Annotated in this window: 13 protein-coding genes; 8 read left to right on the forward strand and 5 right to left on the reverse strand. The window is 73.4% G+C overall.

All coding sequences use genetic code 11. The features are described 5' to 3' along the window. Positions 1–42: 42 nt before the first annotated feature. The 5 genes from nadC to HL054_RS18900 all read left to right on the forward strand — a co-directional run bounded on the left by nadC (position 43) and on the right by HL054_RS18900 (position 6,711). The gene (nadC, locus tag HL054_RS18880) at positions 43–951 is read left to right on the forward strand and encodes a carboxylating nicotinate-nucleotide diphosphorylase (RefSeq protein ID WP_369140613.1); all 909 of its coding nucleotides are present in this window, start codon (positions 43–45) and stop codon (positions 949–951) included. 3 nt (positions 952–954) lie between these two features. After that, on the forward strand, positions 955–1,779 hold the full coding sequence (locus HL054_RS18885) for a type III pantothenate kinase (RefSeq protein ID WP_369140614.1): 825 nt from the start codon (positions 955–957) through the stop codon (positions 1,777–1,779). A 9-nt stretch (positions 1,780–1,788) separates the two neighbouring features. Further along, complete coding sequence (gene lysS, locus HL054_RS18890; protein WP_369140615.1) at positions 1,789–3,294, forward strand: lysine--tRNA ligase; 1,506 nt, start codon at positions 1,789–1,791, stop codon at positions 3,292–3,294. Between the two features lie 142 nt (positions 3,295–3,436). After that, a complete protein-coding gene (locus HL054_RS18895) occupies positions 3,437–3,790 on the forward strand; it encodes a histone-like nucleoid-structuring protein Lsr2 (protein ID WP_369140616.1) in 354 nt (117 codons plus the stop codon). 377 nt (positions 3,791–4,167) lie between these two features. Beyond that, entirely contained in the window at positions 4,168–6,711 is a 2,544-nt protein-coding gene (locus HL054_RS18900; RefSeq protein ID WP_369140617.1) for an ATP-dependent Clp protease ATP-binding subunit, read from the forward strand. Positions 6,712–6,895: 184 nt separating this feature from the next. Here HL054_RS18900 and HL054_RS18905 read toward each other — a convergent pair whose 3' ends face one another. Beyond that, complete coding sequence (locus HL054_RS18905; protein ID WP_369140618.1) at positions 6,896–7,801, reverse strand: A/G-specific adenine glycosylase; 906 nt, start codon at positions 7,799–7,801, stop codon at positions 6,896–6,898. Between the two features lie 172 nt (positions 7,802–7,973). Here HL054_RS18905 and HL054_RS18910 point away from each other — a divergent pair, with 172 nt between their 5' ends. Continuing rightward, on the forward strand, positions 7,974–8,648 hold the full coding sequence (locus HL054_RS18910; RefSeq protein ID WP_369140619.1) for a MucR family transcriptional regulator: 675 nt from the start codon (positions 7,974–7,976) through the stop codon (positions 8,646–8,648). 33 nt (positions 8,649–8,681) lie between these two features. Here the strand turns inward: HL054_RS18910 and disA are convergent, their stop codons facing one another. The 3 genes from disA to HL054_RS18925 all read right to left on the reverse strand — a co-directional run bounded on the left by disA (position 8,682) and on the right by HL054_RS18925 (position 11,974). Next, positions 8,682–9,764, reverse strand: coding sequence for a DNA integrity scanning diadenylate cyclase DisA (gene disA, locus HL054_RS18915; RefSeq protein WP_369140620.1), 1,083 nt, complete (start codon positions 9,762–9,764; stop codon positions 8,682–8,684). A 116-nt stretch (positions 9,765–9,880) separates the two neighbouring features. Continuing rightward, a complete protein-coding gene (radA, locus tag HL054_RS18920) occupies positions 9,881–11,245 on the reverse strand; it encodes a DNA repair protein RadA (protein WP_369140621.1) in 1,365 nt (454 codons plus the stop codon). 60 nt (positions 11,246–11,305) lie between these two features. After that, positions 11,306–11,974: a copper chaperone PCu(A)C gene (locus tag HL054_RS18925; RefSeq protein ID WP_369140622.1), complete on the reverse strand. Its 669-nt coding sequence runs from the start codon at positions 11,972–11,974 to the stop codon at positions 11,306–11,308. Positions 11,975–12,077: 103 nt separating this feature from the next. Here HL054_RS18925 and HL054_RS18930 point away from each other — a divergent pair, with 103 nt between their 5' ends. Further along, positions 12,078–13,643 carry a cryptochrome/photolyase family protein gene (locus HL054_RS18930; RefSeq protein ID WP_369140623.1) on the forward strand — a complete coding sequence of 522 codons (1,566 nt, stop codon included), beginning with the start codon at positions 12,078–12,080 and terminating at the stop codon, positions 13,641–13,643. 81 nt (positions 13,644–13,724) lie between these two features. Here the strand turns inward: HL054_RS18930 and HL054_RS18935 are convergent, their stop codons facing one another. After that, positions 13,725–14,567, reverse strand: coding sequence for a UbiA family prenyltransferase (locus HL054_RS18935; RefSeq protein ID WP_369140624.1), 843 nt, complete (start codon positions 14,565–14,567; stop codon positions 13,725–13,727). Positions 14,568–14,716: 149 nt separating this feature from the next. On the opposite strand from HL054_RS18935, the gene HL054_RS18940 reads away from it, so the two are divergent. Next, a complete protein-coding gene (locus HL054_RS18940) occupies positions 14,717–15,199 on the forward strand; it encodes a CarD family transcriptional regulator (protein WP_110553406.1) in 483 nt (160 codons plus the stop codon). The last annotated feature ends 22 nt before the right edge of the window (positions 15,200–15,221 follow it).

The raw sequence follows: 15,221 nt of genomic DNA on the forward strand, positions 1-15,221 counted from the left end.
GAGGAGCGGAACGAACCACCGAGCGGAGCGAGGCGTGTCCTGGTGAGCGAGCCGACCGACCTGACCGGCACCGGGCTGACCGTCGCCTGGGTCGACGAGCTGGTGGAGCGCACCCTCACCGAGGACCTCACCGGCGGGCCGCCGCTGCCCCGGGCCGCCGACCTCGCGGTCAGCTACGACGTCACCAGCGCGGCCACCGTGCCCGGCACCCAGTTCGGGGCGGCGGACCTGGTCGCCCGCGCGGACGGCGTGGTCGCCGGGTTGCCGCTGGCCGCCCGGGTGTTCACCCGGCTCGCACCCGGCGCGACGCTCACCGCCGGCGCGACCGACGGCGACCGGGTGCGCCGGGGCGACGTGCTGCTCACCGTGCGCGGTCCGGTGCGCGCGCTGCTGGCCGCCGAGCGCAGCGCGCTGAACATCGCCAGCCGGGCCAGCGGGATCGCCACCGCCACCCGCGCCTGGGTGGACGCGGTGGCCGGCACCGGCGCCGTCGTCTTGGACACCCGCAAGACCACCCCGGGGCTGCGCCCGCTGGAGAAGTACGCGGTGCGCTGCGGCGGCGGGGCGAACAAGCGGATGGGCCTCTACGACGTCGCGATGGTCAAGGACAACCACGTCGCGGCCGCGGGCTCCGTGGCCGCCGCCGTCCGGCTGGTCCGCGAGCGCGCGCCGCGGGTGACCGTGCAGGTCGAGTGCGACACCCTCGACCAGGTCCGCGAGGCCGTGGACGCCGGCGCGGACTTCCTGCTGCTGGACAACATGACCACCGACCAGCTGCAGGCGGCCGTCGCGCTGGTCGGCGACCTGGACGTCGACCTGGAGGCGACCGGCGGACTCACCCTGGACGTCGCGCGGGCGGTCGCCGACACCGGCGTCGACTTCCTGTCGGTCGGGGCGCTCACCCACTCCTCACCGATCCTCGACCTCGCGCTCGACCTGCGGGAGGTCTGAGCCGTGCTGCTCACCGTGGACGTCGGCAACAGCCAGACCGTGCTGGCCACCTTCGACGGCGACCGGCGGGTCGACTGCTGGCGGGTGACGACGCACGCCCGGGCCACCGCCGACGAGCTGCACATGCTCTGGCGCGGGCTGCTCCGCGACACCGTCGTCACCGGGGTCGCTGCCTGCTCCACGGTGCCGGCGCTGCTGCCGGCGATCCGCCAGCTGCTGGACCGGCTCGCCGTCCCGGTCACCCTGATCGGCCCCGGCGTGCGCACCGGGGTGCCGCTGCACGTGGACAACCCGCGCGAGGTCGGCTCGGACCGGGTGGTCACCGCGCTCGCCGCGCACGAGCTCTTCGGCCGCCGCGCGGACGGCAGCGGCCGCCCCGTCGTCGTCGTGGACTTCGGGACCTCGACCAACGTCGACGCGATCGGCCCGGACGGGCAGTTCCTCGGCGGGGCGCTGGCCCCCGGGGTGGAGGTCAGCCTCGAGGCGCTCGCCGACCGCGCGGCCCAGCTGCGGTCGGTCGAGCTGGCCGTGCCGCCCCAGGCGATCGGCAAGAACACCGTCGCGGCCCTGCAGTCCGGGCTCGTGCTGGGCTTCGCCGGGCTGGTCGACGGGCTGGTGGCCCGGATCGCCGCGGAACTGGTCGCCCAGTTCGGGGCCGCGCCTGTCGTCGTCGCCACCGGCGGGCTGCACCGGCTCGTCGTCGACAGCTGCCGGTCGATCGGCGAGCGCGAGCCGGACCTCACCGTGCACGGCCTCCGGCTGGCGTTCGAGCGCCACCAGGCCTCCCTCGGTGCCAGCGGTGGTGGGACGCCGTCGTCCCGCCCGTAGGCTCGCCACGTGAGTGAGGAACCCTCCGGCCTGCCCGACGACGAACTCCCCGAGCAGCTGAGGGTCCGGCGGGCCAAGCTGGACCGGCTCCGCGAGGCGGGCATCGACCCGTACCCGGTCTCCGTCGCCCGGACGACCACGCTGGCCGAGGTGCGCGCCGGCCACCCCGAGCTCGAGCCGGACACCATGACCGGCGAGCAGGTCGGCGTCACCGGCCGGGTGATCTTCTCCCGGAACACCGGCAAGCTCTGCTTCGCGACGCTGCGCGAGGGCGACACCGAGCTGCAGGTCATGCTCAGCCGGGACCGGGTGGGGGAGGAGTCCCTCGCCGCCTGGAAGGCCGACGTCGACCTCGGTGACCACGTGCTGGTCACCGGCGAGGTCGGGACGTCGCGCCGCGGCGAGCTGTCGGTCTTCGCCGACTCCTGGCAGCTGGCGGCCAAGGCGCTGCGGCCCCTGCCGGTGGCGCACAAGCCGATGAGCGAGGAGCTGCGGGTCCGCCGCCGCTACGTCGACCTGATCGTGCGCGACGAGGCCCGGCGCACCGTCCACCAGCGCTCCACCGTGATGCGCACGCTGCGCGCCGGGCTCACCGAGCGGCGCTTCCTCGAGGTCGAGACGCCGATGCTGCAGACGGTGCACGGCGGCGCGGCCGCCCGCCCTTTCCGCACGCACATGAACGCCTTCGACCTCGACCTGTACCTGCGCATCGCACCGGAGTTGTTCCTCAAGCGGTGCATCGTCGGCGGCCTCGACCGGGTCTTCGAGATCAATCGCAACTTCCGCAACGAGGGCGCCGACTCCTCGCACTCACCGGAGTTCGCGATGCTGGAGGCGTACGCCGCGTACTGGGATTACCAGACAATGGCGACGATGACGCGGGAACTGGTCCAGGAGTGTGCCACGGCACTGTTCGGCGACCACGTCGCGCGCCACCACGACGGGACCGAGCTGGACCTGTCCGGCGAGTGGCCGCAGCTGCCGCTCTACACCGCGGTCTCCGACGCGGTCGGTGAAGAGGTCACGCCGGGGACGCCGGTCGAGCGGCTGCGCGACCTCGCCGAGCGGCACGACGTCGGCGTCGACCCGGCGTGGCTGCCCGGCAAGGTCGTCGAGGAGCTCTTCGAGGCGCTGGTCCAGCACACGCTGCAGTCGCCGACATTCGTCATCGACTACCCGGTGGACACCTCACCGCTGACCCGGGCGCACCGCTCCACGCCAGGACTGGCGGAGAAGTGGGACCTCTACATCGGCGGGATCGAGCAGGGCACCGCGTACTCGGAGCTGGTCGACCCGGTCGTCCAGCGTGAGCGGTTCACCGCCCAGGCGCTGCTGGCGGCCGCCGGTGACCCCGAGGCGATGGCCCTCGACGAGGACTTCCTGGAGGCGCTCGAGTACGGCATGCCACCGACCGGTGGCATGGGCTTCGGCATGGACCGGTTGATGATGACGCTCACCGGATTGGGCATCAGGGAGACGATCCTGTTCCCTTTGGTGCGCCCACTCCACCAATAGCGTCACCACTTCGGGGCGTTTTCCCGGAGGAATGCGCCGGCATTCGCCGGAATGCGACGCCGTGTGATTCCATGGGCTGGTCGAAACACGGGGTGGCTTTGACGACAGTCCGCGCACCCGGAGCAACAGGAGTGAGAAGACAATGGCACGCAAGGTCCAGGTGATCCTGAGCGACGACCTCGACGACAGCATCTCCGCTGACGAGACGGTCACGTTCGCCCTCGACGGGACGACCTACGAGATCGACCTGTCCGAGAAGAACGCCGGTGAGATGCGTGACGTCTTCGGCAAGTACGTGAACGCCGCCCGCAAGGTGAGCAGCCGCGGCACCCGCGCCTCGGGCGCCGGCCGTTCCCGCGCGACCGGTGGCGGTGGCCGGATGGACCGCGAGCAGGCCGGCGCGATCCGCGAGTGGGCCCGCAAGAACGGCCACGAGGTCAGCGACCGGGGCCGCATCCCGGCCGCCGTCGTCGAGGCCTTCGAAGCCGCCCACTGAAGGAGGACCCCGCTACCCCCCCACGCTTCGCGAGCTCAGCGCGGGCCCCTGTAGCGGGGCCGTTCCAGTTCCCCACCATGGCCCGGTACCCCTCCAGGGGTGCCGGGCCGTCGTGCGTTCCGGCGCTGGGGCGCACGGTACGGCTGGGGCTGGCGTCCGCTGACGGCGTAATGGCGGCGGAACAGCGTTCGTGGGACGACAGTTGTGTCCACCGAGCCACCTCCACGGTCTGACGGCTACGTCTCGACGCCGGGTGGGTGGTGCGAACTACAGTGGAGCGACCGGTGCCCAGCGCGCCGACGAACGTCGGGTGTCCACCGTCCCCTGCGAGGGGGCACGAGCACAGCAGGTCCAGCCGGTCAGAGGAGAAGCAGCAGATGTTCGAACGGTTCACCGACCGAGCCCGTCGGGTGGTCGTCCTGGCCCAGGAAGAGGCCCGGATGCTCAACCACAACTACATCGGCACCGAGCACATCCTCCTGGGCTTGATCCACGAGGGTGAGGGTGTCGCCGCGAAGGCGCTCGAGTCCCTCGGCATCTCGCTGGAGGGCGTGCGTCAGCAGGTCGAGGAGATCATCGGCCAGGGCCAGCAGGCCCCGTCCGGTCACATCCCCTTCACCCCGCGTGCCAAGAAGGTCCTGGAGCTGTCGCTGCGCGAGGCGCTGCAGCTCGGCCACAACTACATCGGCACCGAGCACATCCTGCTCGGCCTGATCCGCGAGGGCGAGGGCGTCGCCGCCCAGGTGCTCGTGAAGCTCGGCGCCGACCTCAACCGCGTCCGCCAGCAGGTCATCCAGCTGCTGAGCGGTTACCAGGGCAAGGAGCCCGCCGCTGCCGGTGGCCCCGCCGAGGGCACGCCGTCGACCTCCCTGGTCCTCGACCAGTTCGGCCGCAACCTCACCCAGGCCGCGCGCGACTCCAAGCTCGACCCGGTCATCGGGCGGGCCAAGGAGATCGAGCGGGTCATGCAGGTGCTCTCGCGCCGCACCAAGAACAACCCGGTCCTCATCGGTGAGCCCGGCGTCGGCAAGACCGCCGTCGTCGAGGGCCTGGCCCAGGCCATCGTCAAGGGCGAGGTGCCCGAGACGCTGAAGGACAAGCAGCTCTACACGCTGGACCTCGGCGCCCTGGTCGCCGGTTCCCGCTACCGCGGTGACTTCGAGGAGCGCCTGAAGAAGGTCCTCAAGGAGATCCGCACCCGCGGCGACATCATCCTGTTCATCGACGAGATCCACACCCTCGTCGGGGCCGGTGCCGCCGAGGGCGCGATCGACGCCGCCAGCATCCTCAAGCCCATGCTGGCCCGTGGTGAGCTGCAGACCATCGGTGCGACCACGCTGGACGAGTACCGCAAGCACCTGGAGAAGGACGCCGCGCTCGAGCGCCGCTTCCAGCCCATCCAGGTCGGCGAGCCGACGCTCCAGCACACCATCGAGATCCTCAAGGGCCTGCGCGACCGCTACGAGGCGCACCACCGGATCAGCATCACCGACAGCGCGCTCGTGGCTGCCGCGACGCTGGCCGACCGGTACATCTCCGACCGCTTCCTGCCGGACAAGGCGATCGACCTGATCGACGAGGCCGGCGCCCGGATGCGCATCAAGCGGATGACCGCCCCGCCGGACCTGCGCGAGTTCGACGACCGGATCGCCGGCATCCGCCGCGAGAAGGAGTCGGCGATCGACGCCCAGGACTTCGAGAAGGCCGCCTCGCTCCGCGACAAGGAGAAGCAGCTGCTCGGCGAGAAGTCCGAGCGCGAGAAGCAGTGGAAGGCCGGCGACATGGACGTCGTCGCCGAGGTCGACGACGAGCAGATCGCCGAGGTCCTGGCCAACTGGACCGGCATCCCGGTCTTCAAGCTGACCGAGGAGGAGACCACCCGCCTCCTGCGCATGGAGGACGAGCTCCACAAGCGGATCATCGGCCAGGAAGAGGCCATCAAGAGCGTCAGCCAGGCGATCCGGCGCACGCGGGCGGGCCTCAAGGACCCCCGTCGTCCCGGTGGCTCGTTCATCTTCGCCGGCCCCTCGGGTGTCGGTAAGACCGAGCTCGCCAAGGCGCTCGCGCAGTTCCTCTTCGGCGAGGACGACGCCCTCATCCAGATCGACATGGGCGAGTTCCACGACAAGTTCACCGTGTCGCGGCTCGTCGGTGCCCCTCCGGGCTACGTCGGTTACGACGAGGGCGGCCAGCTGACCGAGAAGGTGCGGCGCAAGCCGTTCTCGGTGGTCCTCTTCGACGAGATCGAGAAGGCCCACGCCGACGTCTTCAACACGCTGCTCCAGGTGCTCGAGGACGGCCGGCTGACCGACGGCCAGGGCCGGATCGTGGACTTCAAGAACACGATCCTGATCCTGACCACGAACCTCGGGACGCGGGACATCTCCAAGGCCGTCGGCCTCGGCTTCCAGGCCGGGAACGACACGACCAGCAACTACGAGCGGATGAAGCTCAAGGTCAACGAGGAGCTCAAGCAGCACTTCCGGCCGGAGTTCCTCAACCGCATCGACGACATCGTCGTGTTCCACCAGCTGACCGAGGACGAGATCGTCCACATCGTCGACCTGATGCTCGCCCGGGTCGAGACGCAGCTGGCGAACAAGGACATGTCGCTCGAGGTCACCCCGGCGGCGAAGAAGCTGCTGGCGGCCCGTGGGTTCGACCCCGTGCTGGGCGCCCGTCCGCTGCGTCGGACGATCCAGCGCGAGATCGAGGACGCGCTGAGCGAGAAGATCCTCTACGGCGAGATCGCCTCCGGCGAGATCATCGTGGTGGACGTCGAGGAGAACGCCGACACCACCAAGTCGACGTTCACCTTCCGCTCGGAGGCCAAGCCGGTCGACCTGCCCGACACCCCGCCGGTGGCCCTCGCGGTCGCCGACGGCGACGAGGACGGCCCCGCGGCCGCCCAGGCCGAGTAACCGGCACGACCCTGCACAGGGCCGTCACCCGCACCGCGGGTGGCGGCCCTGTGCCGTCTCCAGCACCCCCTGCCGCCCGCCTGCCCCGCTTCCCCGGGATCAGGTGACCTGGTCGTACCTGCTCCTGGCTCACCTGCTGACGTGAGCCAGGAGCACGTACGACCAGCTGAGCTGATCCCGGGGCTCAGTCGGGGAGGGAGAAGCGGCCGTCCTCGGTCTGGACGACGAGCCCGTCGACCAGCAGCGAGTCCAGGCAGCGGGACCGCTGGACGGCGTCGTCCCACACCGGCACCAGGGCGTCGGCCGGGACCGGCGCGGTCGCGGCCCGCAGGACGTCGAGCAGCCGCCCGCGCACCTGCCGGTCGGTGCCGGCGAACCCCTGCACCCGCCGCGGTGGCCCGTCGTACGCCGGTGAGCCGGCCAGCCGCCAGGCGCAGCGGTCCCGCACCGGGCAGGCGGGGCACCGTGGCGTGCCGGCGAGGCAGACCAGGGCGCCGAGCTCCATGACCGCCACCGAGAAGCGGACGGCGCGGGCGTCGTCCGCCGGGGCGAGCGCGGCGATGTCGGTCAGGTCGGCGGCCCGGGCCGGTGCCGCCTCCGCCCGGCCGTGCACGAGCCGGGCGACCACCCGGCGGACGTTGGTGTCCACCACCGGCTGGCGGCGGCCGTGGCCGAAGCAGGAGACGGCCCGGGCGGTGTAGGTGCCGACGCCGGGCAGCGCCTCGAGCTCGTCGACGTCGGCGGGCACCACACCGCCGTGCCGCTCGGTGATGGCGACCGCGGCCTCCCGCAGCCGCAGCGCCCGGCGGGGGTAGCCGAGCTTCCCCCACGCCCGGATCACCTCGGCCGGGCTCGCGGCGGCCATCGACGCCGGGTCGGGCCAGCGGGCCAGCCAGGTCCGCCACACCGGCTCCACCCGGGCGACCGGCGTCTGCTGCAGCATGACCTCGCTGACCAGCACCGCCCACGGGTCCGTGCCCGGCTCGCGCCAGGGCAGGTCGCGTGCGGCACCGGCGTACCAGTCGACGACGACGTCACCGACCGGCTGCTCGGCACCGGCGGGAGGCTCGGCGGGACCTGCGCTGCTCACGAGGCACCAGTCTGCCCCGGTGGCAGGCGGACCCGGGAGCGGACCGGTCCGCCACGGTGGGTCACCGGGCAGGTGGGATCGGGTGACACCGGCGTGACCTGCGAGGACGAGCCCACCGCTGCCGTGGCGTGGCGCGCGCACCCCGGGGTCGACCGACGGTTAGCGTCGCCGTGTGCTCCACCCGGTCGGCCCCCTGCCCACCGCCGTCTACTGGCGGCGGCGGCTGCTGGTGCTCGTCGGTGTCGTGGGCGTGCTGGGCGGTGGTGGCTGGCTGGGGGCGACGGTCGCGACCGGCGGGACCTCGCCGGACGACCCGGTGGTCGCCGGGGCCACGGGCGCGGCCCCGGAACCGGCCCTCGAGCAGGTGGTGCCCTCGCTGGCGGCGGTGCAGGTGCCCACCCGCGGACCGGTCGACCCGGGCACGGCGGAGCCGGCGGCGGCCGGTCGGGTCAGCGGCGGGGCCTGCGGCGACGACATGATCAGCGTCGGGGTGCGCGCGAACCCGTCGAGCACGGCGGTGGGCAGCAAGCCGACCTTCGACCTGGTGGTCACCAACACCTCCGCGGTCCCCTGCGTGCGCACCCTGGACAAGGGGCTGCAGGAGATCGTGCTGCTCGACGGGTCGGGCAACCGGGTCTGGGGGAGCAACGACTGCTACCCGGAGGCGAGCTCCGACCAGCGGACCCTGCAGCCGGGGGAGTCGGTCGTCTTCCCGGTGCTGTGGAGCGGGCTGAGCAGCGCGCCGGGGTGCGCCGCGGCACGGACCACGCCCGGCGCGGGCAGCTACGTGCTGCGCGGCCGGCTGGACGCCGCGATCAGCGGCGACACCGCCTTCACCCTCACCTGACGGTCCCCGGACCCCGCCGGGCCCGGCCCTGCCTCAGCTGTAGCGGTCGAGGATCGAGGTCTCGGCGAGCCGGGACAGGCCCTCGCGGATGCCGCGGGCGCGCGCCTCGCCGACGCCCTCGACGGCGAGGAGGTCCTCGATGGTGGCGGCCAGCAGCTTCTGCAGCCCGCCGAAGTGGGTGACCAGCCGGTCGATGATGCCAGCCGGCAGCCGGGGCACCCGGGCCAGCAGCCGGTAGCCGCGCGGGCTGACCGGGGAGTCCAGCGCGTCGGGGGAGGTGGGCAGCCCGTAGCACCGGGCGACCGCGGAGAGGTCGAGCAGCTCGGTCGCCGACAGGGCCCGCAGATCGGAGAGGACCTCCTCGCCGGTGCGGTTGCGGCGGCCGCTGGGCAGGTAGTCGCGGACCAGCAGCCCGCGGTCCTCCTCGACCCCGGCCAGCATCTCGTCCAGCTGCAGGGCCAGCAGCCGGCCGTCGGTGCCCAGCTCGACGACGAAGCCCTCGATCTCGTCGGCGATCCGGCGGACCATCTCCAGCCGCTGGCTGACGCTCATCGCGTCCCGCACGGTGACCAGGTCCTCGATCTCCAGCGCCGACAGCGTGGAGGCCACCTCGTCCAGCCGGAGCTTGTACCGCTCCAGCGCGGCCAGCGCCTGGTTGGCCCGGGCCAGGATCGTCGTGGGGTGCTCGAGGGTGTAGCGGCGCCCGGAGACGTACACCGAGATGATGTGCATCGACTGGCTGACCGAGATCACCGGGAAGTCGGTCTGCAGGGCCACCCGCTCCGCGGTGCGGTGCCGGGTGCCGGACTCCTCGGTCGGGATCGTCGGGTCGGGCATCAGGTGCACGCCGGCCCGGACGATGCGCGTGCCGTCGTAGGAGACGATCACCGCGCCGTCCATCTTCGCCAGCTCGCGCAGCCGGGTGGCCGACAGCGCCACGTCCAGGGCGAACCCACCGGTGCACAGCGACTCGACCACCCGGTCGTAGCCCAGGACGATCAGCGCGCCGGTCCGGCCGGCCAGGATCCGCTCGAGACCGTCCCGGAGGGCGGTGCCTGGGGCGATCCGGCCGAGCAGCTCCCGCAGCGAGGCCTCAGGGTCCACAGCGGGGGGCACGAGCGCTCCTGACAGTCGGGCGGTACGGGGGCTGATTCTACGGTGCGGTGACGACCCCCCGACCACCTCGGGTCGCCCGGGGGTTGTGACGCGCGTCCTGTCCGGTGCCGCGGGGGTCACCAGAGCCGGGTGAACGCCGCCCCGAGGTCGGGCACCTCGAGCAGCCGCATGCCCTTCGGTGCGGGACCGGAGTCCTCCGGGACGAGGGCCGTGGTGTAGCCCTGCCGGGCGGCCTCGGCCAGCCGCCGGCCCATCCCGCCGACCCGCCGGATCTCCCCGGACAGCCCCACCTCGCCCAGCGCGACCACCCCCAGCGGCAGCGGGCGGTCCTTGGCAGCCGACGCGATGGCCAGGGCGAGCGCCAGGTCGGCGGCGGGCTCGACGATCCGCACGCCCCCGACGGAGGCGGCGAAGACGTCGGACTCGGCGAGCTTCACCCCGCCCCGGCGCTCGACGACGGCGTTGACCATCGCCACCCGCTGGGAGTCCAGCCCGCTGACCGCGCGGCGCGGCGAGCCGCCCCCGCCGGAGGTGGCCACCAGCGCCTGCACCTCGGCCAGCAGCGGCCGGCTGCCCTCCATGGTCACCGTGACGCAGCTGCCGGGGACCGGGGCCGAGCGGCGGGACACGAACAGGTGCGACGGGTCGGGCACGCCGACCACGCCGTTGTCACCGATCTCGAAGCAGCCGATCTCGTCGGCCGGGCCGAACCGGTTCTTGGAGGCCCGGACCATCCGCAGCGTGGAGTGCCGCTCGCCGTCGAAGGAGATGACCACGTCGACCAGGTGCTCCAGGGCCCGGGGGCCGGCGATGGCGCCGTCCTTGGTGACGTGCCCGACCAGGATCGTGGTCATGCCGCGGCTCTTGGCCACCCCGGTCAGCGCGCTGGCCACCGCACGGACCTGGGTGGCGCCGCCGTCGGTGCCGTCGACGGCGGGGGAACGGACGGTCTGCACGCTGTCGAGGACGAGCAGTGAGGGGTTGACGTCCTCCACGTGCGAGAGGACGGCGCCCAGGTCGGTCTCGGCGGCCAGGTAGAGCTGGTCGTGCAGCGCGCCGATCCGCTCGGCCCGCAGGCGCACCTGGGCGGCGGACTCCTCGCCGGAGACGACCAGCGTGGGCCCGTTCGCGGCGGCCACCTTGTGCGCCACCTCGAGCAGCAGGGTCGACTTGCCCACCCCGGGCTCACCGGCGACGAGCAGCACCGCCCCGGGCACGAGACCGCCGCCGAGCACCCGGTCGAACTCGGGGATGCCGGTGGGGACCGCCCGGGCGCCGGCCAGCTCGACCTGCCCGATCGGCCGGGCCTTGGCGGTGACCGGCCCGGCCGCGACCGAGCGGAGCGGGGAGGCAGGCGCACCGACCTCGGCGATGCTGCCCCACGCCTGGCACTCCGGGCAGCGGCCGACCCACTTGGGCGAGGTGTAGCCGCACTCGGTGCAGCGGTGGGCAGGGCGGGACTTCACACCGGATGCTGGCACGCGGGCAGCATGACCGCGGGGTACGACAGTCCGGGGGACGTGCAGGGAGCCGGGGGCGGGTCAGCCGCCGGACTGCTCCTCGCCGCCGCTGCCGCCCTCGCTGCCGCCCTCGCTGCCCTCGCCGCCCTCTGCGCTCTCCTCGCGGCCGCTGTTCTCGCCGCCCTCCTCGTCGCCGTGGAAGTCGAACGGCTCGCCGCGGGGGAGGTCGCGGGTGGCGTACCCGACGGGGATGGGCAGGGTGATCTCCCCGGCCTCCTCGAAGGTGAAGGTCACGTCGACGTACTGGCCGACGCCGATCTCCTCGGCGAGCCCGACCAAGGTCACCGAGGGGCCGTCGCCGTTGCCGAGGAAGAGGTTGTCCGCGGCCGGGACGGTCAGGTCCACCGAGCCCGAGGCGGCACCGTCGGCGACGGTCTCGGCGGCGCTGGGGTCGACGACCTCCACGCCCTCGAAGTCCTCGCCCTCGATGGAGACCAGGGTGTCGTCGGTGGGGGTGGGGTTGGCGATCGCGCCCAGGAGCCGGGCGTCACCGCCGCTGGGGTAGACGCCACCGGTCGGGTAGGGCAGCTCGAAGGCCCGCAGGGCGAGGTCGCCCACGCTGCCCTGGGCGCCGATCTTGTCCCGGTCCTGGGTCGCCGTCTGCGCGACCTGACCTGCGCTGCAGGCGGTGAGCGCGATCGGTGAGAGCAGCAGGACACCCATCGCGGCAGCGCGCGGAGCGCGGTTCACAGCGTCGACCTCCAGGAGACGTGCCGGCCACCGAGGGCTCCGGTGACACGAGTCGCGGTGAGCGTAACGGTCAGCCCAGGATGTCCGCTGGGAGGTGAGGGACATGGCCGCACGCACGCACACCGCACTGCCGGGGGACGGCGACCCCGCGCTGGCCGACTTCGCAGGTCACGCACCCGGCACCCGGCGCTGGTGCTTCGCCGACCAGCTCGGGCCGCACTTCCTCGACGCGCCGGGTCAGCCGGTGCTGCTGGTCGAGGCGCGGTCGGTCTTCCGCCGCCGGCGCTTCCACCGGCAGAAGGCGCACCTGCTGCTGTCCGCGCTCCGGCACCGGGCGGCCGAGCTCGGCGACCAGGCGCTGTTCCTGCAGACCGACACCTACGCCGAGGCGCTCGACCAGGTCACCGAGCCGCTGTCGGTGTGCGCGCCGACCACCTGGCCGGCCCGCGACTTCGTGCTCCGCCGGCCCGGGGTCACCGTGCTGGAGGCCCGGGGGTTCGTCACCCGGCAGGCCGACTTCCGGCGCTGGGCGGAGGCCCGGTCCCGCCCGCGGCTGCTGATGGACGACTTCTACCGGGCGGCCCGCCGGGTGCACGACGTCCTGATGGACGGCGCGGAGCCGGCCGGCGGCACCTGGAACCTCGACCACGACAACCGCGAGCCCCCGCCGGCCGACGGACGGGTCGACGCCCCGGCGCCGTGGTGGCCGGTCGAGGACGAGATCGACGAGCAGGTGCGGGCCGACCTGGACCGCTGGGTGGCCGACGGCGACGTGGCGTTCGTCGGGGACGACGGGCCGCGGCTGTTCCCGGTCACGCACGCCGAGACGCAGGAGCGGCTGGCCGGCTTCCTGGACCACCGGCTGCGCGCGTTCGGTCCCCACGAGGACGCGATGCTGGCCGGCGACCCCTGGCTGGCGCACTCGATGCTGTCGGCCTCGCTCAACCTCGGGCTGGTCGACCCGGCGGAGGTGGTGCACCGGGCGGAGCAGGCGTGGCGGGACTCGGTGGCGGCCGGCGACCCGCTGCCGTTGAACTCCGTCGAGGGGTTCGTCCGCCAGGTGATGGGCTGGCGGGACTGGATCTGGCACCTGTACTGGCAGCTGGGCCGGGACTACCGGCACGGCAACGCGCTGGCCGCGCACGAGGAGGTGCCCGGCTGGCTCGCCGAGCTGGAGTCCGACGCGGTGGAGGCGAACTGCCTCGCCCACGTGCTCGCCGACGTCCGGGAGCGCGGCTGGGTGCACCACATCCCGCGGCTGATGGTGCTGGGCAACTACGCGCTGCAGCGGGGGATCGAGCCGTTGGCGATGACCGACTGGTTCCACCGGGTGTTCGTCGACGGCTACGACTGGGTGATGGTCGCCAACGTGGTCGGGATGAGCCAGCACGCCGACGGCGGGGTGCTGGCCACCAAGCCCTACGCCGCGGGCGGCGCCTACATCGACCGGATGAGCGACTACTGCGGCGGCTGCCGGTACGACCCGAAGAAGCGGCTCGGGGACGACGCCTGCCCGTTCACCGCCGGCTACTGGGCCTTCCTGGAGCGCAACCGGGAGCGGCTGGCCGGCAACCAGCGGATGCGCCAGCCGCTGTCCGGGCTCGGCCGGCTGCGCGACCTCGACGCGGTGGTCGACCAGGAGGTGCGCCGGGGCACCACCGCGCCCTAGCCGCCGCGCCCTGGCCGCCGCGCCCTGGCCGCCGCAGCCCTGGCCGCCGCAGCCCTGGCGGATCGCGTGCTGGCGGTCCGCTCAGCCGAGCGCGCTGCCGCCGGCCAGCAGCAGGACGACGTCCAGCACGGTCAGCAGCAGCACTGCCGGGAACGCCGCCCGGCGGGCGCGCGGGCTGCCGGCGAGCGCGGCGAGGACGACGGCCGGGGCGGCGAGCACGCAGGCCGCCCAGCCGAGGGCACCGGGCGGGCCGTCCGGGCCGAGCACCAGCAGCAGCGACGCCGCCCCCAGCAGCAGCGCCCCGGCGACCGCCGACGGCACCGCCCCCACCCGGTGCGGCAGGCCGCGCACCCCGGTGGCCAGGTCGTCGTCGACGTCCGGGGCGACGTTTGCGACGTGCGCCGCGCCGCCGAGCGCCGCCCCGGCGGCGACCAGCCACCACGGCGCCAGCGGTGCGCCCGGGGCGGCGGCGACGACGCCGGCGGGCAGCGCGCCGAAGCCGGTGAGGTAGGGGAGCGGGGACAGCGCGGTGCGCTTGAGGCCGGCGTCGTAGGCCAGGCCGCTGACGACCAGCCCGAGCAGCAGCAGCCCCGGCAGCACGCCGAGCAGCAGCGACAGGACGACCGCGAGGGCGGTCGCGGCCAGCGTCCCGGTGCGCAGCGCCGCCGGGGTGACCGTGCCCTGCACCACCGGCTTGTCCGGCCGGCCGACGGCGCGGTCGCGGTCGGCGTCCAGCCAGTCGTTGCACCAGCCGATCGCCGCCTGACCTGCGAGGACGGCGGCCCCGACGAGCACGGTCCGGCCCGGGCCGACACCGGCGGCCACCGCCAGCAGGACGGCGACGACGGTGACCGCGAGCGCGGGCTCCAGGTGGGTCGCCCGGGCCATCGCGGCGGCGGCGCGGAGGGGGCCGGGACGGCTCACAGCACCGGGCGACTGCACACCGACCACCCCCCTGTCAAGACCGAGACCCCCCTCGATCGGGCCGCTGACCTGCACGTTTGTCGCACTTCGACGAGCCGGACGGCATTCTGCCGTGGTAACCTGGGGTGAGCGAAAGGGGTCACATACACATGGGCTTCACTGTTGGCGAGACCGTTGTCTACCCGCACCATGGCGCGGCGCTCATCGAGGCGATCGAGCAGCGCACCATCAAGGGCGTCGAGAAGTCCTACCTGGTGCTGAAGGTCGCCCAGGGCGACCTGACCGTCCGCGTCCCCGCGGACAACGCCGAGATCGTCGGCGTGCGCGACGTGGTCGGCCAGGAGGGCCTGAACAAGGTCTTCGAGGTCCTGCGTGCACCCCACACCGAGGAGCCGACCAACTGGTCGCGCCGCTACAAGGCCAACCTCGAAAAGCTGGCCTCCGGCGACGTGAACAAGGTCGCCGAGGTCGTCCGCGACCTGTGGCGTCGGGACAAGGACCGCGGTCTGTCCGCCGGGGAGAAGCGCATGCTCTCCAAGGCGCGCCAGATCCTGGTCAGCGAGCTCGCGCTCGCCGAGGGCACCAACGAGGACAAGGCCGAGCTGCTGCTCGACGAGGTCCTGGCCTCCTGATCGTCCTGCTCCACCCCCGAGA

The organism is Modestobacter versicolor, from assembly GCF_041028285.1.
Classification (GTDB): domain Bacteria; phylum Actinomycetota; class Actinomycetes; order Mycobacteriales; family Geodermatophilaceae; genus Modestobacter; species Modestobacter versicolor_A.